This is a genomic window from Psychrobacter sp. NPDC077938 (assembly GCF_044542635.1).
Lineage (GTDB): Bacteria > Pseudomonadota > Gammaproteobacteria > Pseudomonadales > Moraxellaceae > Psychrobacter.
Genome location: NZ_JBITUW010000007.1, coordinates 136813 through 156340, shown reverse-complemented (window position 1 = coordinate 156340; position 19528 = coordinate 136813). Strand labels below are relative to the sequence as shown.

The window sequence follows — 19528 nt, the reverse complement described above, 5'->3', positions numbered from 1 at the left end:
CAATCTGCACAAATAGTAGTCTGTAACTCTCTATAATAATATTATTCATTATAACGTTAGAGGTAGCTACTATGCTGCAGAATAAATCTAGTCTAAGTGCTATTTTATGTGTGATAGCTGCCAGTGTCCTTTGGGGAACGACAGGTACAGCCTCTGCTTTTATACCTGACGTTAGTCCATTAGCCGTTGGTGCGTTTTCGATGGGGGTAGGCGGTGTATTGCTAGTATTGAATGCTAAGAATAATTTATTAAGCGATAGACAGAAACTACTTTCTCAGCCCAGTCTCTTATTCATCGGTAGCCTATGCGTTGCTATCTATCCTTTAGCTTTTTATTCCTCTATGAGATCGGCTGGTGTCGCTATTGGTACAGTGATCTCAATTGCCAGTGCACCATTTTTCACTGTTATCATGGAGCGTCTGATTAGCAATAAAAGAGTCAGTAGTCGATGGGTGATAAGTTTTATATTTGGTGTGGTTGGCGTTATTTTGCTAACTTTAGGGAAAACTCAATATTTAGATATAAACGCACAAGCAAATAGTCGAATACTAGGCGTGTTGTTAGGGTTAGTTGCAGGATTGACCTATGCCACATATTCATGGTCAGCACGTCAAATGATAGAGAACGGGGTAAACTCGAAATCAGCGATGGCTAGCATTTTTGGTCTGTCTGCAATCTTATTGTTGCCATCATTATTATTAACAGGGGAAAACCTGTTTTTAGATGTAAAACATATAAGCGTTGCCCTATATCTAGCAATTGCGCCGATGTTCTTTGGTTATTTACTTTTTGGTCAAGCGTTGAGAGTGATTGAGGCGAGCAAAGCAACGCTTATCACGTTACTAGAACCTATTGTGGCCACTATATTGGCTATCATTATAATCGGTGAAACATTCTCTCCTATCGGCTGGCTAGGAATGTCACTAATGATAATCTGTCTCTTACTGCAGGTAATGAAGACGCCAAAACTGACAGGTTATCGAAGAAGACATGCACTATATAAGTAATCAAACAATTAGCAAAACAATGTTGCTGATAACAAGCAGTATTTTTGATGAGTGACTGCCTACTAAGTATGACTCTTTGTATGACGTTAGTCTAAAACTGGTAAGTTGAATGGATTAAGTGGGTCAGTCTTTGCTATAGTCTGTCCAATCAAATTTATTGAAGAAATTGTTTATATCTTATAGCGCTATTTTAATTTTACTAACATATTAATAGCTTCTAGAACGATAAACCAATCGCTATAAACTAATCTTTAAAAAACTAGAAAATAAGGAATAACTATGATTAACGCATATGCAGCAAAAGAGAAAGGTGGCAAATTTGAGCCTTATGAATATGACCCAGGTGCTCTAGGCGATCACGAAGTAGAAATCGAAGTACATAGCTGCGGTATCTGCCATAGTGATTTATCGATGTGGCAAAACGAATGGGGTATGACTCAATATCCGTTTGTCGGTGGGCATGAGGTTGCAGGTAAAGTCCTCAATAAAGGCAAGCACGTCAAGCATCTAGAATTGGGCGATAAAGTCGGACTTGGCTGGCATAAAGGATACTGTAACGTCTGCGATCTATGCGTTGATGGAGACCACAACCTATGCCCTGAGCAAGAAGGTACGATCATTGGTAATCATGGCGGCTTTGCAGATAAAGTACGCGCAAAAGATACTAGCGTCATCAAGATACCTGAAGGGCTTGATTTTAACGCGGTAGGACCACTGTTATGTGGCGGTGTCACAGTGTTTAACCCACTTATGCAGTACGACATCAAACCAACTTCTAGAGTGGCTGTAATTGGTATTGGTGGCTTGGGTCATTTGGCATTGCAATTTGCCAACGCGTGGGGCTGTGAAGTGACTGCATTTACCAGTGAATCAAAAATGGAAGAAGCAAAAGAGATGGGCGCTCACCATTCACTAAACTCAAGAGACGATAGCGAAATTGAAAAAGCCGCAGGTTCTTTTGATTTAATCATCTCAACAGTGAACGTTGATATGAACTGGGATGTCGTGATCAAGACGCTAAGACCAAAAGGTAAGCTGCATTTTGTTGGACTGCTAGAAGCACCACTAGAGATATCGGCTGCACCAATGATTATGGCTCAAAACAGTCTATCAGGCTCACCAGTTGGCTCACCAGCGACGCTACGTAAAATGCTAGATTTTGCTGCTCGCCATAATATTCAGCCAGTCACTGAAACATACAAAATGTCTGAGATTAATGAAGCGTTTGAGCGATTAGAGAGTGGCAATGCTCGCTATAGAGTGGTGCTAGAGAGAGACTAAACGTCGTTACAGGCAACTAAATGTAGCCACCAAATAAGAACAATAATAGTGATACTCTAGTTAATAGACGGAGTATCACTATTTTTTTTGTATCGTAATTCTACTTTTCACCAGTTTTTAAAATATGAGAATTATTTGGAACTGGGTCTAAGTATCTTTATTTAATTTTTGCTCAGCCAATTATTACTACTTTTTTAAACTGCTAGTAGATCGTTTTAAAATTATAAAAAACCCCTGCTACTGAGTTCACAATAGCAGGGGTAAATATTTGTTTTTTCAGAGCTCTCGTAGAGTAATTCTTCTTATTCTACCGTGACTGATTTTGCCAAATTGCGTGGCTGGTCGACGTCTGTACCACGCATTACTGCTACATGGTATGACAACAGCTGCACAGGCACGCTGTAGACGATAGGGGCAAGCGTCTCGCAAACATCGGGCACATATACTAAGTGCAGTCTATCTTCAGCGACCATCTGACTGGCTTCGCTAGCGAAGACAAATAGCTCGCCATGACGCGCATGCACTTCTTGCATATTGGCTTTTAATTTATCAAACATACTATCTTTAGGTGCCAATACGACGATGGGCATGTCTTTATCGACCAATGCCAATGGACCGTGTTTGAGTTCACCTGCCGCATAACCTTCTGCATGAATGTAAGAAATTTCTTTTAGCTTTAACGCGCCTTCCAGAGCAATCGGGAACTGTAGACCGCGACCTAAGAATAGACAGCTCTTCTTATCTTCAAAGCTTTCACTCATGGTCTTGATAGGAGCATCAAGGTTTAAGCTGGCGTAGAGTTGTCCTGGTAATTGATGTAACTCACTTAATAACGTATTTAAGTGTTCGTCAGTCATGCGCTTCTGCGTGACGCCAACTTTTAATATCAACAATATCAATGCCACAAGCTGAGTGGTAAATGCTTTGGTAGAGGCGACGCCAATCTCAGGTCCTGCTAACGTCGGCAAGAAAATATCTGTTTCGCGTACCAGCGATGACGTCGGTACATTACATAATGCCAAGCTGACTAAGCCTGTTGGTGTTTGCTTCTGGATATCACGTAACGCTGATAAGGTGTCAGCCGTTTCACCAGATTGAGAAATACAGATGACCAAAGTGTTATCGACGACGACAGGATTGCGATAGCGGAATTCGCTGGCAACCTCGACCGAACAAGGTATACGAATAAGGCTCTCAAACCAGTATTTTGCGACCATACCAGCGTGGTAACTGGTACCACAAGCAATCACTTGTACATGACGAATACCTGATAACAGTGTCTCATGACGCTGTAAAAAATCGTCGCGTAGCTTGGTGGTTTCACCATTATCCAAAGCCATCTCTATCGTACGAGCGACGGCATCTGGCTGCTCGTAAATCTCTTTGAGCATGTAATGTTTGAACTCGCCTTTATCGGCATTGTGCTGGGTTGCATCAATTTCATGTATCTGACGTTGGACTTCAACACCATTTGCATAAACTTGAATGCTATTACGAGTTAATTTGGCGATATCACCTTCTTCTAGATACATGAAGCGATTGGTCACCGGCAGCAAAGCCAACTGATCTGATGCGATAAAATTCTCACCGATACCGACACCGATAACCAAAGGTGAGCCTAGACGTACAGTAATGAGCTCATCAGGGCAATCTACGTGGACGATACCCAATGCAAAAGCACCGTGCAATAACGGAATGATAGTGCGGACCGCTTCCAACAAGTCAGGCGTTTTTTTGTAGATATCATGGATTAGATGCGCCACAACTTCAGTATCTGTCTGTGAAGTAAACACGTAGCCTTTGGCTATTAGTTCTTCTTTCAGCTCAGCATAGTTCTCGACGATGCCGTTATGCACGACCGCAATTTTGCCTGACACATGTGGATGTGCATTACGCTGTGCTGGCTCACCATGGGTTGCCCAGCGCGTATGAGCAATACCAATATGACCATCAAAAAACTCTGGATTGATAGCAACGGCATTAACCAGTGCCTGTACTTTACCCACTTGACGCTCACGGTGTAATTCACCATCACGAATAACCGTCAGGCCAGCTGAGTCATAGCCACGATATTCTAAACGCTTTAGGCCTTCAAGTAAGATATTAGCGATATTTCGCTCAGCAACGGCGCCTACAATTCCACACATGGCTATTCCTTAGATTCAAATTTTATTAGTTCAATATATAATGTTGCAAGATCAAATAATTTGGTTGGTCATTAATGATGAGTCATCAACAGATAAATATGATGAAGCAGCACCACAAAGATTGCCGTACTGCTTAAAATAGTTCAAGAATGACTGAGGTTGACTAAACCACCAATGAGCAATTATTTTTTAGGGGGTCTTTGAAAATCATTTTTTTGTACTTGACGCGCACGACCAAATGCCAACGCACTACTATCAACGTCTTTGGTAATCACAGAACCAGCAGCAACGGTAGCAGTATCGCCAATCGTCACTGGAGCGACTAGACTGGCGTTAGAGCCGATAAACGCATTGTCTTCAATGATGGTTTGCGATTTATTAGCACCGTCATAGTTACAGGTAATGACACCAGCACCGATATTAACGCCTGTGCCAACGGTTGCATCACCGACGTAGCTTAAGTGATTTACTTTACTGCCTTGACCAATAGTCGATTTTTTAATTTCGACAAAGTTACCAATTTTGCTGTTATCAGATAGTACGGTATCAGGACGCAAGTGCGCAAAAGGTCCGATATCAACACCAGCACCAATATCAGCGCGATCGATCACGCAATACGGTTTGATGTAGCAGGCATTACCAATCTGGGCATTTTTGATGACACAGCCCGCTTCGATATAGACGTTGTCACCCAAGGTACAGTCACCTTCAAATACCACATTAACGTCAATAAACACATCTTGACCAGCGGTTAACGTACCACGAATATCGACACGGGTAGGATCGGCAAATTGCACGCCAGCTTCTTGCAAATCAGCGACTAGCTTACGCTGCCAAGTGCGCTCTAGACTAGCAAGCTGTTGACGGTTATTAACCCCTTCAATCTCAAACGTATGCTCAGGCTCAATTGCCGCGATAGTAATACCATCGGCGACGGCCATTTTGACAATATCCGTCAGATAATATTCTTGCTGTGCATTGTCGTTAGAAAGCTCAGGCAAATATTTGTGCAGTAACGCATTATCGACGCAGTAGATACCGCTGTTAATTTCTTTAATACTTTGCTCGTCAGTATTGGCATCTTTTTGTTCAACGATGGCTTCAATATTACCCGCTTGGTCACGTTTAATACGACCCAAGCCAAATGGATTGTCGACAGTCAACGTCAGCATCGACATACCATTGGTATTGGCAATTTTTAATGCTGTCAATGTCTGACAGCTGACCAATGGCACATCACCGTAAAGAATAAGACTTTGTCCTGACTTGGGTAAATCAGACAGTGTCACCTTGACCGCATGGCCAGTTCCCAATTGCTCAGTTTGAGCAACCCAAGTAATCGATGCTTGTGTATATTGATTGGTAATCTCTGACTTTACTTGATCACCACCAAAGCCATGAACAATGATGGTTTCATCAACAGTGAGCTGATGACAAGTATCTAGCACATGGCCTAATAAAGACTTCCCAGCCAATGTCTGCAATACCTTTGGCTTTGCCGATTGCATACGTGTGCCTTTACCGGCAGCTAAAATAATTACAGAAAGAGGAGATGTCATAATAGGCTCACAAATGTAACAAAATATAATATTGGATTATAGCGCAAATGTTCATTTATAAAAATGCTGTGATGTGCAGGCTTTGTAATGCCACCTACTAACAATAGATCAATTGTCTATACAGGAGAGTAGCGTTCAAATTGATAACGTTGCTAGGATAAGCGGTTGTAGAATAGCCAATTCAGTATCGTAGTAGTTAGGGTAGCTTATAACAGCACACCAAACATAACCACTACCCATACTACTGCTGCCATGATACCTGCGATGATGTCATCAAGCATAATGCCTAACCCTCCAGCAACTCTTTTGTCAGCCCATCCAATCGGTGGCGGCTTAACGATATCAAAAAATCGAAATAAGATAAAAGCGAAAACAATGGCGAAAATAGCAAGCTCTTGAGACACATTTTGCCAGAAGTTATCGTCAGCAATCCCCATATAAGACAAGGGTAGTAGGGTAATCCAAATACCTGCCCACTCATCCCAAACGATATGCGGATCATCATGACCTTGCATAAGCTCAGCAGTGCGTCCGCAAATCCAAACACCCAAAATACAAGATAGAACTGTCAAAATGAGAAAAGGTACAAAGCCCAAACTCAATAATGGTATGGCAATAATTAACCCACCAACAGTACCCCAAGTGCCAGGTGCACGGCGCGGCAGACCGCTACCTAAACCGATACCGAGCCAATAAACCACACGGTCAAGCATACTGGCACCGTCTGGTAGCGGTGGGCAGTCATTTGCTTTACGGATGTCAGGCTTAGATAAGTCGTGATCAGTCATGGATTAGCCTGTAAAGTGTTGGTAGCCAGTAAGGTTGGGCCATATTGAGAACGGTGCGGGCTGAGTAGGCGTCACTGGCTGATTTTGATAAAACAGTTCAAGACGTGAGTTATCAGGAGAATTGGTATCTGTCGCTATCGGATCTGCTAGTGCAATTACCTCGCCGATACAAGTGACAGGTGTGTTGCCAGTAGGCGGTTTGATATGCGCAGGCAAAGTAAATGCCAGTTCATAATCATCGCCGCCCGCTAGCTGACCTAATAAGCGATCAGACAAATCGACAGTAGATAATGACTCGCTACTCGGTAGCTTATCTAAATGGATGCGCATGCCGACAGAGCTTTGCTGACAGATATGGCCAAGATCTTGATAAAGGCCGTCGGAAATATCTATCATCGCTGTTGCATCCATCTTTGCCAATGCTGCACCTAGCGCAATACGCGGCGTTGGCATATGTAGACGATGCGCCAACTCGATACCTTGTGCGCTGTCAGGATGCTGCAAGGCGAAAGCGGCATCACCAAGGCTGCCTGAGACATAGACTTTATCGCTAACTTGTGCACCTGAGCGATAAACAGCTGGTGTATCTGCGGACAGCAACCCTTGTGCGCTGATACTGAGCACTAAGCGCTCACTACGCGTGGTATCACCACCTATCAGCGTCACGCCAAACAGCTGGCAAGCATGAAACAGCCCTTTGGCAAATTCAGTGAGCCATTCGTGTTTTGCTAGACGTTCAGGTAGTGCCAACGCTAGCATAATGCTATGCGGCGTCGCACCCATAGCTGCAATGTCTGAGACATTAACGGCCACGGCTTTATAGCCAATTGCAAACGCTAACTCGTCAACTCTTTGCCAGTCAGCATGAAAGTGACGACCTTGAACCAGTGTATCAATACAGCTAACCAAGCGTGATCCTGCTGGCAATGCCATCACAGCCGCGTCGTCACCGATACCTTTTTCGATACCAATTGATGGTGCATGCGTGGCCTGCATCTGTGAGAATATACGCTCAATCAGCTCAAACTCGTTCATGGCTAGTCTTAGTCTTTGATATCGTTAGCGTTTTTCTTGCTCGCCTTAAAGTCACTGATATTTGCACTGGCTTTACTAGCACTACTGCGTTTAACGTTGGCTTTGTTAGCACTGATACGCGGCTTGTTTGATGCAGTCGGCTCATCGACAATCGTGCTTTCTGTTTCAGCAGCAGTTTCGATATTGTCAGCTACCGTTACTTCAGCCGAACTCGCTTCAGGCTGTTTAGCCGCCGCTTTTTGTGACGTACGTAGATTAGCATTAGTATCTGCTTGTACCTCTAAAGCACGCAGCTCACCAGCCATTTTATCCAGTACCGCATTGATCAGTTTGTGAGCGTCAGTCGCCCCAAAGTGATTATTTAGCTTCATTGCTTCATCAAGCACGACTTTGTAAGGAATCTCTACACGGTTCTGTAGCTCATACGCGCCAATCAACAAGATAGCGTGCTCAACAGTATCTAACTTATCAACCTCACGATCGAGATGCTGACTGATAAGCGCATCGAGAGCTTCAATTTGCTCTGGGATGTCGCGCATCATTTCATGATAATAACCGATATGGACGGTATGCATGGCATTGGTTGCACGCGTGCGAGCAGCAATATCGTGCGGAGCATTGGCTTTCCAGCCAAGCTTACCATCTACATCAAAGCGGCGATCAGTGACGAGCCATTCGTATAGGCCTTGCATCGCAAAGCGACGTGCCTTACGGATAGCAGTGTGACTGGTCTTGTAAGAAGACTCACTCATATCGAATGTTTGATCACCCGCACTACTGCTCGCTATACGGGTAGCCTCAGCTTGTCCATCATTGGCTTGTGCGGTTTTCGCAGCGCTAATAGCGCGCTTGAGTTGGTCAGTCATAGGGGGTCTGTACCTAAATTTTTGAGATGATACCCAGTCAAAATATAAATTAGCAAAGTAGTTTTTTAGCTATGCTGATTCAAAGCTTTAAAGGGTATAGAAATACGGCGAAAATTCAAAAAGTAGCCAATTGTTTTGATAGCTGGCTAGTGCTATGAGGTGCTGTTATTACTAAATAGCAGCACCAGTTAAACTAATAAATTTGAGCTTTAAAGCTTACGCTTCATCGATATCATCAATATCAAGTTGTGACAAAACAGCGATCATTTCTAGTACAACCATCGCAGCTTCAGAGCCTTTGTTACCAGCTTTAGTACCAGAGCGCTCGATAGCTTGCTCGATGCTGTCAGTAGTGATGATACCGTTAGCAACAGGGATATTATAATCCATTGCCACAGCGCTCAAACCTTTGGCCGACTCGCTAGCTACAATATCAAAATGCGGCGTGCTGCCACGGATGATTGCACCCAATGCCACAATCGCGTCAAAACGATCTGATTCAGCAGCACGTTGGGCCACAAGTGGTAGCTCAAATGCGCCAGGCACACGGATAACAGTAATGTTGCTACCCAATACACCATGACGGAGTAGGGCATCGATTGCACCATCAACCAATGACTCAACGACGAAACCGTTAAAACGACCAACCACGATACCAATGCGAGCATCAGCGTTTTGATGTAGGTTACCATCGATATGAGTCACGTCGTTGCGCTGCTGTTGTAAATTCGACATAAAAAATCCTTTGCTTAATAAGCATTCAATTGAAATATAGGCGTCAATAAGTAGCTAAATAGTCTGATGCGTTCAATCGACTCGATCGCCTATTATTTTGGCGTTGCCCTAGTTAATTGAACGAAAATAAATGGTTAGCGCTATGATAGCATTTTTTTGGGTTTTATTTGTATATTACGAGCGTGCTAAAGACGCATCTGTATTCCTTGCGCTGCCATATACTCTTTGGCCTCCAATACCGTGTACTCACCGAAGTGAAAAATACTGGCGGCAAGTACGGCATCTACGCCGCCTTCTAGTACGCCTTCTGCCAAATGTTGCAGGTTACCAACGCCGCCTGAGGCAATAACTGGTACATTAACGCGGCTGGTAATTTGCTGCATGAGCGCCAAGTCGTAGCCTTTTTTGGTGCCGTCACCGTCCATCGAGGTGACCAGTAATTCACCTGCGCCCAGTTCAGCCATTTTGCTCGCCCAAGCAACGGCATCGATACCAGTTGGTTTACGACCACCATGAGTAAAAATTTCCCAACGCGGTACGACGATACCATCGACGTTGATATCAGCGACGCGTTTGGCATCGATGGCAACGACGATACACTGGTTACCAAATTTCTGCGCAGCTTCACCAACGAAATCCGGCGTAAATACGGCTGCTGAGTTAATCGCCACTTTATCTGCGCCAGCATTGAGTAAATTGCGGATATCAGCGATTTTACGTACGCCACCGCCAACGGTTAGCGGAACGAATACCGTTTCTGCCATGCGTTCAACAGTATGATAAGTGGTATCGCGCTCATCATTGGTCGCAGTAATATCCAAAAAAGTAATCTCATCAGCGCCCTGTTCGTTGTAGCGTTTGGCTACTTCGACAGGATCGCCTGCGTCTTTTATATCGACAAACTGCACGCCTTTGACCACGCGGCCATTGTCTACGTCCAAGCAAGGAATGATACGCTTTGCTAACATAGGGTCTTTCACCTTATAATCAATTCATAGGTGCTAGTCTAGCAAAATCACTGCTATTTCAGGCAGGTTTTCGCAAGATTATTACGCTTTTCACCATAGTTTTATCATGCGCGGTACAATTGCTGTTATTACCGCATAAATTTATCCTATTTAACTTCTTATCCAATTGCTATAAGTGAGATGTCATGTCCGTCTATACCCAGTTAACCGATGACCAGTTTGCCGCCTTTTGCCAAAGCTTTGGCGTGTCGTTTGCCCGCGCGATTCCGATCACTCAAGGTATTAAAAACTCAAACTGGTTTATTCAAACGACTGACGATGTAGATGGCACATACTCTTACGTGTTTACTTTATTTGAAGAGCGTCCGCCCGCTGATATCGAAAAAATGGCCGTTATTCTTAATCAATTAAATGGCAAGCTACCAGTAGCCGCGCCGCTAGCCGTTATTGAGTCAACTGGTTCGCAAACGGATGGCGACGATAAGCGCTATGTCATCCATTATGAAGACAAAGCGCTTACGCTAGTACCATGTCTAGCAGGCTCACATCCTGATCAAACCACGCAAGCGATGTGTCATGACATTGGCGCGGCATTAGCCATGCTGCATGAAACGCTACAAGCACTACAACCAAGTGAACAATATGGCGTGCCTTTGTATCCATGGGCGGATGTGCGCGACCGTGAAATGCAGTTCATGCCAGGTGACGAAGCCAAGCTGATGAGCGATATCTGGCGCTCTTATTCAGAATTGCCACTGGCAACCTTGCCAAAAGGCTTATGCCATTTAGACATGTTCGCCGACAATACCTTATGGAATCTACAAAAAGGCGAAGCGCGTTTGACGGGCCTGTTGGACTTTACTGAAGTCAGTGTCGAGCATTACGTGATGGATATTGCCATTACTATCAATGATTTTTGTACCACGTGGGGCGTTGCAGAACAAGGCGAATCCGTTAACTTTGACCGGAGCAAAATGGCGGCGTTCTTACAAGGTTATGAATCGATTCGCCCGCTAAATAACGACGAAAACCGTGCACTACCTGTTATGCTGGCAAAGGCGGCGGTGATTTTCTGGTTATTACGCCTAAACGTGATTCACTACAATCGTACCGAAGGTCGTACGGGTGATAACATCATGGTCAAAAACCCTGACTTGATGAAACGTCTGGCCGCTTACCATTGGGCGCATGTTGAAAAATCACAAAATACCGTATTTGTACTATCAACCAAACCAGACAATCAAATAGTTGGTGTATTTAGCAGTATCACCCAAGCCGAACAAGCGCAGGAAACATTAAGTAGTAGTGAGTTTGCAATTAAAGAATATACGCTAGATCAATTGTCTTAAGCATTGCTTATTCATTTATTCTAGTACTAATTTTAGTACCGAAACCTTAGAGGCGACCCCATGACCGATCAAGTTGATAACTGGCACAAACTGGCGCGCTACGATACCAATATGCAGGGTGAGCTGCACGCCAACCTACTACGTAATAACGGCATCACCGTGTCCTTGCAGCCGCTCAGCGCTATTCCAGGTATGAACTCTGGTATCGTTCTCTGGGTAGAAAGTACAGATTTGGCAAGCGCTCAGCGCATTTTGGATACCATCCCAACTGATGGTGCCGCTTTGCTTGATGAAATGAGTGATGCTGACTTTGATGCGCTATCTGCTGCTCAAAGCAATCCTATTCAAGGTAACTCGATAATAGACGACAATAACGGCGGTAATGATTAAATGTGTCAACTCTTAGGAATGAACTGTAATACCCCAACGGATATTGGCTTTAGCTTTGCAGGGTTTCGCAAGCGCGGCGGGATGACGGACAGTCATGAAGATGGCTTTGGTATTGCCTTTTTTGAGCGCAGCGAATGCAGCAATAATGACAAAACCAACGATGAGACGGCAAATGACTCAACGGGTCTGCGTTTGTTTCATGACAATCGTCCAAGCCATCTGTCGCCAGTCGCTGATTTGGTTAATAATTATCCAATCAAAGCCATGAATGTCATTGCGCATATTCGTAAGGCAACGCAAGGGCAGAACTGCTTGGCAAACACGCATCCATTCGTCCGTGAAGTCTGGGGCGAGCAGTGGGTATTTGCGCACAATGGACAGATGAATAGCGAATTTATCAAACGCTGTCAGCGCCTACAAGACAACGGCAATGCCTCACACTGTCAGCCAGTTGGTTCAACTGATTCTGAAATGGCATTCTGTTATTTGGTCAATCGTCTAAAAAGTAGCTTTAAGTCACGCCCTGATGACAAGACACTGTTTAATTTTTTGACCACGCAATGTCGTTATCTATCGGCCAATGGATTATTTAATTGCTTGATATCGAATGGCAGGTGGCAACTGGCTTATGCCGGTAGCTTACTGTTTTATCTCACGCGCAAAGCACCATTTGGTGAAGCGAAACTCGCTGATGATGATATGGCGATTAACTTTGGTGATGTGACTACAGATACAGATAAAGTTACTATTCTAGTCACTGTGCCATTGACTGAAAATGAGAAATGGCAACAGCTCGCCGTCAATGAATGCTTAATATTTCAAGATGGCGACGTGATTTATAAAGACAGCCCGAGCCAGCGCAAGTTTTTGACCGTTGATGAAGGGATTGCAATTGCACGAGCCGTTGGAGCGAGTGTTTAGCTGTTGCTTCTATTTTGAGTTATTAGAGAAGATAACGAAAGGTTATGGTCAAACTCCTATAGAAATAATCTACTTCAAGAAAGTTTTTTAAGAAGCATGACTATAAACTTTTAACTAGATTGAATTATATTCGATCTTTATTTAATCATCTATTTTATACTTTGCTTTGATTGAGCTGATAATTTGCTGTGTTGATAGTGCATTTTGAGGAACATTAGGTAAATTAAAACCTTTTACTACAACTTGAGTATCGTGTTTAGATACTACAGATGTGACAGGAGCAGATGTTGATGTATTGATGCGTGTTATACCACTGTAACTATTTATCAAAGTGTTTTGCTGAGTTTGTGACCATTCAACGTTCTTAGCAATGGTACTTGTATCTCCTTGCAGAACAATAAAGTAAGGATAATTATTGTTTTGCATTATTTCAGCTGCCCTCAAAAGAGCAAAATCTCTTGTTTTACTCGCAGAAGTATAACCATTACCTTGAAAATTGACAGCATACGTGTTTTTTGCAAGAGGAGTATCTGAGAAGCCACCTTTCATACCTTGAGCTTTATATGAGGTAGCACAACCCGATAGTCCTATGACAATACCAAAAAAAGCTGCAAAGAATAATGGCTTCATAGTTATCTCTTGAGGTTTGTGAATACACCAACTAAATATATGACAACTTGTACTAAAACTCAATAAGTTTAAACTAATGTTTTTTCTTAGGAAAATTGAGTAAAAACGAGTGAACATAGCATAGCTTACAAATAACCCCCACAACACCGTTTAAACTTCTCTCTAGAACTACAAAAACACGGTTGCTTTTGGCTGACAGTCATCGCAACCGTCGGGTCTAAGAAATACCAGCGCGCATCGCTATTAGCCTTGTCTTCTACCTTCACGAAGGTGGACAGCTCATGATGCGCCTGTGTTTTTTCTTCTAAACCACTTGTTGTTTTCTCAGAACTTTTAAAATAAGCCTTAAACTCAACCTGTGCATGCCTTTTACCCAGCTTTGGCTTGTGTTCTACAATCTCTAGTCCTGCCCAATCTGTCTCTTTTGCCCAACTTTCAATCGCTGCAACATCAAGTAATGCTTGCTGAGCAGGCACTGTGGTCTTGACGATATACTCTGGTTTCACCAATGCAAAGGCACTATAGCGCGTGCGCATAAGCCGTTCGGCTGTCTCCGCTTTTATACAATCTGCTTTATTAACCTCATCATTATAAAAAGCACCATTATAAAAAGCATCATGATATGGCTGGCAGCAGTCTTGGTAGGATAGCGGAGCGTCTGTCGTCTCTGCTGTTAGATTGATTTGGCAAGGGCAAGTACTTGGGTAAGATTGCATGTTTTACTCTAATTTTTGTTTGGACTCATTCGTTTAGGCTCAACGGTCTTTTGATAACTTTATTGCAGCATGCTTTTTATTAATTCTGGCAATATGCCGACTTTGAGCTGCGCCCATGCAGAAGGATCACTTAGTCGTGACCAAAACATCTCAAAAGGCGGGGCGGCATATACCAGTAGCGCAAGGATAGTGTATAGAAGCAAATACCACCATTTGTCTTTTGGCTGATAAAACTTCATCGCTGTGCCCGATGAGCGTTTCATTTTCATATTGGACAAGTTGACGCTATATAGCTCATCCAATGATAAGTGAACCATTGCGCCACCAAATAAAAACAGGCCATAAAACCAACTGGTCGTCAGTGGTAGGTGCAAGCCATAATAACTTAGGCATGTCAGACCCAATCCCAGTATTGCCATATACGGTACAGAGTGGATGACGCCTCGATGCACCGTCATAGTGGTAAAGATATGAAAGACGACGTAACGCATAAAACCGTAGCCCGCCAGCCACAATACTATCAATGCCAGTAAGCTCAAATCACTCCGCCAATGCATGACCAGCCCAAAGGCAAATATAAACGAGGTAATATTAAAACCGAGCTTAATCGGTGTTGAATTATCAGAGTCCAAGTCTGGCAGCAATCCACCGATAGTACCAAGCGCCACACACACCAAAAACCCCGAATCATCAATCAATCCAGCTTTATAAACCGTCAAACTCAGTGTGCCGCTGACCATAAAAGCGACATTTAAGTGGGTATTAAAATTTGCCATAAAACTCATTCATCCATAGCGCTCAAAAAGTCCTTTCGAGCGGCCTATCTAGCAGTAAAAAAGCGCACCATGATACCATAGACCGTCCATACGTCTAATAGAGATAGCCTGTAAGAGAGAGCTTCTATGCCTGCCAGTGATTTACCCGCCACACTTAACTCTGATACTCATACTAAGCAGCTACCTGTAGTAGAAGGTCAGCTTGATAACAGCTTTGCTACCATTGACTGGCAAGTGCCTTGGTTATCGCATATTACTCAATTGAGTCATATCAGCAACACGATTGAGCGGCTTAGTCGCTCGAAATCACAGAGAAATAGCTTGGATAGTTTAGGTAATTTGGGTGATTCAGAAGGTTTGGATAATGTGAAAAGTCTAGATGAGCACGATATAAATGCTTTTGACATCAATACGCCTGACACGATTACCAAAGTCTTAAAAACGGCGATGATGCAGCAGGCAAATCATTTAGAGCAGCCGTTACCACATACTAAACCTGCTCATGATCACAAATCTCAGACGCTACAGTTCGTCTCTCAAAATGCATTGCCTGAAGGGGAGGCCTATGAGCATTTCATCGGCACAACTGGCAATATCCCGACGCGTGATAACTTACATGACTTGTTTAATGGCAGTATTTGGCTGACCTTTCCGAAGACTAAAGCTATGCTCAATTACTACCACATGCTAGAAATCGCTAAGCAGGGCATTAGTGAGCGCCGAGGGCGTGTGCGCGACACTATTACTGTCTTTGATGAGAATGGCGCAGTGCTAGTAACTTCTGATGCTAGTATCGGTGAGGCGTTAGTCGATTTTGACTGGCAGGCAAGTTTGGTGAAACCACGTGCTAAATGGGACAACCCAACCCAGCCTGATAACAGCGCTCAAGCCGCAGTCTATATTTTTGGGCATGCCCTGCTTGAGCAGTTGGTACACCCACGCAAACCTCTATGCGCACACAGTATTGTCATTCATGTTGCACCAGAATTCTTTACCTTATCCTTAGCTGAACGTATGCACTATTTGGATGACAAGGTTGCCGAATACATGGATACATTATTATCAAATGCTGACGTCAAGCCGCGCCAGCTTGCGCCGTTACCGATTTTAGGGGTGCCGCATTTTTGGGCAGAAAATGCAGATACTGGCTTTTATGAAGACAGCTACGTGTTTCGCAGTGGACGACGTAAAAAAGATAAAAATTAAATAGGAGTAAATCATTTAAAGATAGCTCGCTAAACCGTTGTTACGTTTACGATTGTGCCACGATTCGACAACGTCCAGACGTTAACAAAGCCTCATATGTTTGTTATGGTAAAAGGGAGTTTCTGTTAATCATTACAGATATGATTATCTCTTTTGTTAACACGGACTCATATCAGACAGTTTTGCGAAACTGCGATATTGATTCAAAACAGATCAATCATTTATTGAGCCACCAGTCATACATAAACTTATAATAATTTATGTCCAGGATTTATAACAACGATAAGGAAGCTATCATGAGTGATATTTTTGATGTAAAAGACACCCTTTCGGTTGCTGGCAAGAAACATGCCTACTACAGCCTGCCAAAGCTGACCGAAACTTATGAGCATATCAAGACACTACCATTTTGTATGAAAGTGGTATTAGAAAACCTATTGCGTAACGAAGACGGTGGCCAGTCGGTTGGTAAAAACCATATCGAAGCGGTTGCCAACTGGGATGCAGGGGCTGAGGCGTCAAAAGAAATCGCCTTTATGCCAGCGCGTGTGGTATTGCAAGATTTTACTGGTGTACCTTCAGTAGTCGATTTAGCTGCAATGCGTGATGCAGTAGTCGAGCTTGGTGGAAAGGCTGAGCAGATCAATCCATTTATCCCTAGTGAGCTGGTCGTCGATCACTCTGTACAGGTTGATGCTTATGGTCGCGAAGATGCGCTAGATTTGAACGAAAAGATTGAATTTAAGCGTAATAATGAGCGCTATGAATTTTTGCATTGGGGCAAGCAAGCCTTCGAAAACTTCGTCGTGGTACCGCCAGCGACAGGTATCGTGCATCAGGTTAACCTTGAGTATTTAGCCCGTGTGGTAATGGCAGCAGACGTCGATGGCGAGCTGACGGCTTATCCAGATACAGTGTTTGGTACAGATAGTCATACCACGATGATTAATGGTATCGGTGTACTTGGTTGGGGTGTGGGCGGTATCGAAGCTGAAGCGGCGATGCTAGGTCAACCGTCTTCGATGCTGATTCCACAAGTGGTCGGCTTTGAGCTAAAAGGCAAGCTGACTGAAGGCGTCACGGCAACCGATTTGGTATTACGTGTCGTTGAAATGCTGCGTGCACATGGCGTAGTGGGCAAGTTCGTCGAGTTTTATGGCGAAGGCTTACACAGTATGCCGTTAGCGGATCGCGCCACCATTGCCAACATGTCACCAGAGTATGGCGCGACTTGTGGTATTTTCCCAATTGACCAAATGGCGATTGATTACCTGCGTCTATCAGGCCGTGAAGAAGAACAGATTGAGCTGGTTGAAAAATATGCTAAGGCGCAAGGCTTATGGCACGATGCCGATACACCTGCGGCGACTTATTCAAGTAAATTAGAACTAGATCTGTCGTCAGTACAGCCAGCACTTGCTGGTCCAAACTTGCCACAGCAGCGTATCAATTTGTCTGATATGCATGAGAAGTTTGGCGAAACGCTAGAAAAAATGACCAAAGATCGTAAGTCAGAAGTAGAAGGTAAAGTACGCTTTGATCAAGAAGGCGGCGAGCAAGAGCAAGCTGAACACTTGGCAGCTGAACCGAATATCGAAGTTGATACCAGTGATGACAATGCAGGTTATGCGCCAGCCAACAATGTCTTCTCAAATGTCAGCATCGATGACAAACAACACAAACTACGAGACGGGTCGGTAGTTATTGCTGCTATTACTTCTTGTACTAATACTTCAAACCCAGCAGTAATGATTGGTGCAGGTCTAGTGGCCAAAAAAGCTGCTGCCAAAGGTCTTAAAGCCAAGCCTTGGGTTAAGACATCGCTCGCACCGGGTTCTAAAGTGGTCACCGACTATTTAGAAAAGACCCATCTGATGGATGAGCTAGAAAAAACGGGCTTCTACCTAGTAGGGTATGGGTGTACCACTTGTATCGGTAACTCAGGACCATTGTCAGAAGAGATCGAAAAAGGCATTGAAGAAAATGATTTGGTCGCAGCAGCGGTACTGTCTGGTAACCGTAACTTTGAAGGTCGTATTCACTCGCATGTCAAAGCCAGTTACTTAGCCTCACCACCATTGGTCGTTGCCTATGCATTGGCAGGTACTGTTGATATTGACTTGACGACTCATCCGCTCGGACAGGATCAAGATGGCAATGATGTATTCCTAAAAGACATCTGGCCGACCTCGGAAGAAATTAACGAGTTAATTGCCAACAATATTGATGCTGATATGTTCCGCAAGAACTACGGCGAAGTATTTGATGGTAGTGCAGCATGGAACGCAATTAGTTCAGCGGATAGCCAACTATATCCATGGGATGAAGGGTCAACGTACATTAAAAACCCACCGTTCTTTGATGGTATGACCATGGAACCAGAAGGCATCCCTGATATCGAAGGCGCGCGTATCCTAGGTCTGTTTGGTGATTCAATTACCACCGATCATATCTCACCAGCAGGTAATATCGATCCGGACTCACCAGCAGGTAAGTACTTGCAAGAGCGCGGTGTGATGGAAGCAGACTTCAACAGCTATGGCTCACGCCGTGGTAATGATGCAGTCATGACTCGTGGTACCTTTGCCAATATCCGTATCAAAAACACCATGATGGGCGGTAAAGAAGGCGGCTATACCTATTACTTCAAAGATGACAGCGCTACGCTACAAGATGGCGAAGAAATGCCTATCTATAATGCAGCGATGAAGTATAAAGAAGACAAGCGTCCGCTAGTGGTATTGGGTGGGTCAGAGTATGGTTCTGGTTCGAGCCGTGATTGGGCAGCCAAAGGTACAATCCTGCTCGGCGTAAAAGCCGTGTTGACCAGCTCGTTTGAGCGTATTCACCGTTCAAACCTAGTCGGTATGGGCGTGCTGCCATTGACGTTTAAAGACGGTCAAAACGCAGAAACATACAAACTAGATGGTTCTGAAGTGCTGAGCATCACGGGTCTAGATAATGGTGAGAGTAAAACAGCCACGGTTACGGCTACACGTGCTGATGGTTCGGCAGAAACCTTTGAGGTAAATGTCGGTCTACAAACGCCAAAAGAGCGCGAATATGTGCGTCATGGCGGCGTATTGCACTATGTACTACGTCAATTGGCTGCTGAGAGCAAAGAAGCAGGCTAGTGATGTACTAGACTTGGTAT

16 protein-coding genes and 1 pseudogene are annotated in these 19528 nt (G+C 44.0%); 7 read left to right on the top strand and 10 right to left on the bottom strand.

Going from position 1 to position 19528, the window contains the following annotated elements; all coding sequences use genetic code 11:
- Window positions 1–71 precede the first annotated feature (71 nt).
- Window positions 72–1007: a DMT family transporter gene (locus ACIGBM_RS12340; RefSeq protein ID WP_397477928.1), complete on the top strand. Its 936-nt coding sequence runs from the start codon at window positions 72–74 to the stop codon at window positions 1005–1007.
- 279 nt (window positions 1008–1286) lie between these two features.
- On the top strand, window positions 1287–2288 hold the full coding sequence (locus tag ACIGBM_RS12335; RefSeq protein WP_397477927.1) for an NAD(P)-dependent alcohol dehydrogenase: 1002 nt from the start codon (window positions 1287–1289) through the stop codon (window positions 2286–2288).
- Window positions 2289–2590: 302 nt separating this feature from the next.
- Here the strand turns inward: ACIGBM_RS12335 and glmS are convergent, their stop codons facing one another.
- The 7 genes and pseudogenes from glmS to hisF form a co-directional block, all read right to left on the bottom strand.
- Window positions 2591–4435, bottom strand: coding sequence for a glutamine--fructose-6-phosphate transaminase (isomerizing) (glmS, locus tag ACIGBM_RS12330; RefSeq protein ID WP_397477926.1), 1845 nt, complete (start codon window positions 4433–4435; stop codon window positions 2591–2593).
- Between the two features lie 182 nt (window positions 4436–4617).
- Window positions 4618–5994 (bottom strand): bifunctional UDP-N-acetylglucosamine diphosphorylase/glucosamine-1-phosphate N-acetyltransferase GlmU, encoded by a 1377-nt coding sequence (gene glmU / locus ACIGBM_RS12325; protein WP_397477925.1) that lies wholly within the window; start codon window positions 5992–5994, stop codon window positions 4618–4620.
- Window positions 5995–6200: 206 nt separating this feature from the next.
- A complete protein-coding gene (locus ACIGBM_RS12320) occupies window positions 6201–6782 on the bottom strand; it encodes a phosphatidylglycerophosphatase A (RefSeq protein WP_397477924.1) in 582 nt (193 codons plus the stop codon).
- Window positions 6783–6785: 3 nt separating this feature from the next.
- Window positions 6786–7817, bottom strand: a complete 1032-nt coding sequence (gene thiL, locus ACIGBM_RS12315) for a thiamine-phosphate kinase (RefSeq protein ID WP_397477923.1) — start codon at window positions 7815–7817, stop codon at window positions 6786–6788.
- 29 nt (window positions 7818–7846) lie between these two features.
- Window positions 7847–8683: pseudogene (gene nusB / locus ACIGBM_RS12310) on the bottom strand (transcription antitermination factor NusB); the annotation flags it as partial.
- Between the two features lie 216 nt (window positions 8684–8899).
- The gene (gene ribE, locus ACIGBM_RS12305; RefSeq protein ID WP_057762077.1) at window positions 8900–9418 is read right to left on the bottom strand and encodes a 6,7-dimethyl-8-ribityllumazine synthase; all 519 of its coding nucleotides are present in this window, start codon (window positions 9416–9418) and stop codon (window positions 8900–8902) included.
- Between the two features lie 185 nt (window positions 9419–9603).
- A complete protein-coding gene (gene hisF, locus ACIGBM_RS12300; RefSeq protein ID WP_397477922.1) occupies window positions 9604–10386 on the bottom strand; it encodes an imidazole glycerol phosphate synthase subunit HisF in 783 nt (260 codons plus the stop codon).
- A gap of 185 nt (window positions 10387–10571) precedes the next feature.
- Here hisF and ACIGBM_RS12295 point away from each other — a divergent pair, with 185 nt between their 5' ends.
- Genes ACIGBM_RS12295 through ACIGBM_RS12285 form a run of 3 tightly spaced genes read left to right on the top strand, consistent with a single transcriptional unit; the run spans window position 10572 to window position 13046 of the window.
- On the top strand, window positions 10572–11735 hold the full coding sequence (locus ACIGBM_RS12295) for a homoserine kinase (protein ID WP_397477921.1): 1164 nt from the start codon (window positions 10572–10574) through the stop codon (window positions 11733–11735).
- Between the two features lie 60 nt (window positions 11736–11795).
- Window positions 11796–12125, top strand: a complete 330-nt coding sequence (locus ACIGBM_RS12290) for a hypothetical protein (RefSeq protein WP_347163516.1) — start codon at window positions 11796–11798, stop codon at window positions 12123–12125.
- Window positions 12126–13046: a class II glutamine amidotransferase gene (locus ACIGBM_RS12285; RefSeq protein WP_057762068.1), complete on the top strand. Its 921-nt coding sequence runs from the start codon at window positions 12126–12128 to the stop codon at window positions 13044–13046.
- A 141-nt stretch (window positions 13047–13187) separates the two neighbouring features.
- Here the strand turns inward: ACIGBM_RS12285 and ACIGBM_RS12280 are convergent, their stop codons facing one another.
- The 3 genes from ACIGBM_RS12280 to ACIGBM_RS12270 all read right to left on the bottom strand — a co-directional run bounded on the left by ACIGBM_RS12280 (window position 13188) and on the right by ACIGBM_RS12270 (window position 15168).
- Window positions 13188–13676 carry a CC0125/CC1285 family lipoprotein gene (locus ACIGBM_RS12280; protein WP_397477920.1) on the bottom strand — a complete coding sequence of 163 codons (489 nt, stop codon included), beginning with the start codon at window positions 13674–13676 and terminating at the stop codon, window positions 13188–13190.
- A 125-nt stretch (window positions 13677–13801) separates the two neighbouring features.
- Window positions 13802–14392: a YchJ family protein gene (locus ACIGBM_RS12275; RefSeq protein WP_397477919.1), complete on the bottom strand. Its 591-nt coding sequence runs from the start codon at window positions 14390–14392 to the stop codon at window positions 13802–13804.
- A 59-nt stretch (window positions 14393–14451) separates the two neighbouring features.
- Window positions 14452–15168 (bottom strand): metal-dependent hydrolase, encoded by a 717-nt coding sequence (locus tag ACIGBM_RS12270; RefSeq protein ID WP_101205981.1) that lies wholly within the window; start codon window positions 15166–15168, stop codon window positions 14452–14454.
- Between the two features lie 126 nt (window positions 15169–15294).
- Here ACIGBM_RS12270 and ACIGBM_RS12265 point away from each other — a divergent pair, with 126 nt between their 5' ends.
- Both ACIGBM_RS12265 and acnA read left to right on the top strand, forming a co-directional pair.
- Window positions 15295–16374, top strand: coding sequence for a DUF3025 domain-containing protein (locus ACIGBM_RS12265; RefSeq protein ID WP_397477918.1), 1080 nt, complete (start codon window positions 15295–15297; stop codon window positions 16372–16374).
- A gap of 296 nt (window positions 16375–16670) precedes the next feature.
- Entirely contained in the window at window positions 16671–19508 is a 2838-nt protein-coding gene (gene acnA, locus ACIGBM_RS12260; protein ID WP_397477917.1) for an aconitate hydratase AcnA, read from the top strand.
- The last annotated feature ends 20 nt before the right edge of the window (window positions 19509–19528 follow it).

Excerpts from the sequence above, each read along its gene's own strand:
- ACIGBM_RS12340 (WP_397477928.1), top strand. The coding sequence starts at position 72 with ATGCTGCAGAATAAATCTAGTCTAAGTGCTATTTTATGTGTGATAGCT.
- ACIGBM_RS12335 (WP_397477927.1), top strand. The coding sequence starts at position 1,287 with ATGATTAACGCATATGCAGCAAAAGAGAAAGGTGGCAAATTTGAGCCT.
- glmS (WP_397477926.1), bottom strand. The coding sequence starts at position 4,435 with ATGTGTGGAATTGTAGGCGCCGTTGCTGAGCGAAATATCGCTAATATC.
- glmU (WP_397477925.1), bottom strand. The coding sequence starts at position 5,994 with ATGACATCTCCTCTTTCTGTAATTATTTTAGCTGCCGGTAAAGGCACA.
- ACIGBM_RS12320 (WP_397477924.1), bottom strand. The coding sequence starts at position 6,782 with ATGACTGATCACGACTTATCTAAGCCTGACATCCGTAAAGCAAATGAC.
- thiL (WP_397477923.1), bottom strand. The coding sequence starts at position 7,817 with ATGAACGAGTTTGAGCTGATTGAGCGTATATTCTCACAGATGCAGGCC.
- ribE (WP_057762077.1), bottom strand. The coding sequence starts at position 9,418 with ATGTCGAATTTACAACAGCAGCGCAACGACGTGACTCATATCGATGGT.
- hisF (WP_397477922.1), bottom strand. The coding sequence starts at position 10,386 with ATGTTAGCAAAGCGTATCATTCCTTGCTTGGACGTAGACAATGGCCGC.
- ACIGBM_RS12295 (WP_397477921.1), top strand. The coding sequence starts at position 10,572 with ATGTCCGTCTATACCCAGTTAACCGATGACCAGTTTGCCGCCTTTTGC.
- ACIGBM_RS12290 (WP_347163516.1), top strand. The coding sequence starts at position 11,796 with ATGACCGATCAAGTTGATAACTGGCACAAACTGGCGCGCTACGATACC.
- ACIGBM_RS12285 (WP_057762068.1), top strand. The coding sequence starts at position 12,126 with ATGTGTCAACTCTTAGGAATGAACTGTAATACCCCAACGGATATTGGC.
- ACIGBM_RS12280 (WP_397477920.1), bottom strand. The coding sequence starts at position 13,676 with ATGAAGCCATTATTCTTTGCAGCTTTTTTTGGTATTGTCATAGGACTA.
- ACIGBM_RS12275 (WP_397477919.1), bottom strand. The coding sequence starts at position 14,392 with ATGCAATCTTACCCAAGTACTTGCCCTTGCCAAATCAATCTAACAGCA.
- ACIGBM_RS12270 (WP_101205981.1), bottom strand. The coding sequence starts at position 15,168 with ATGGCAAATTTTAATACCCACTTAAATGTCGCTTTTATGGTCAGCGGC.
- ACIGBM_RS12265 (WP_397477918.1), top strand. The coding sequence starts at position 15,295 with ATGCCTGCCAGTGATTTACCCGCCACACTTAACTCTGATACTCATACT.
- acnA (WP_397477917.1), top strand. The coding sequence starts at position 16,671 with ATGAGTGATATTTTTGATGTAAAAGACACCCTTTCGGTTGCTGGCAAG.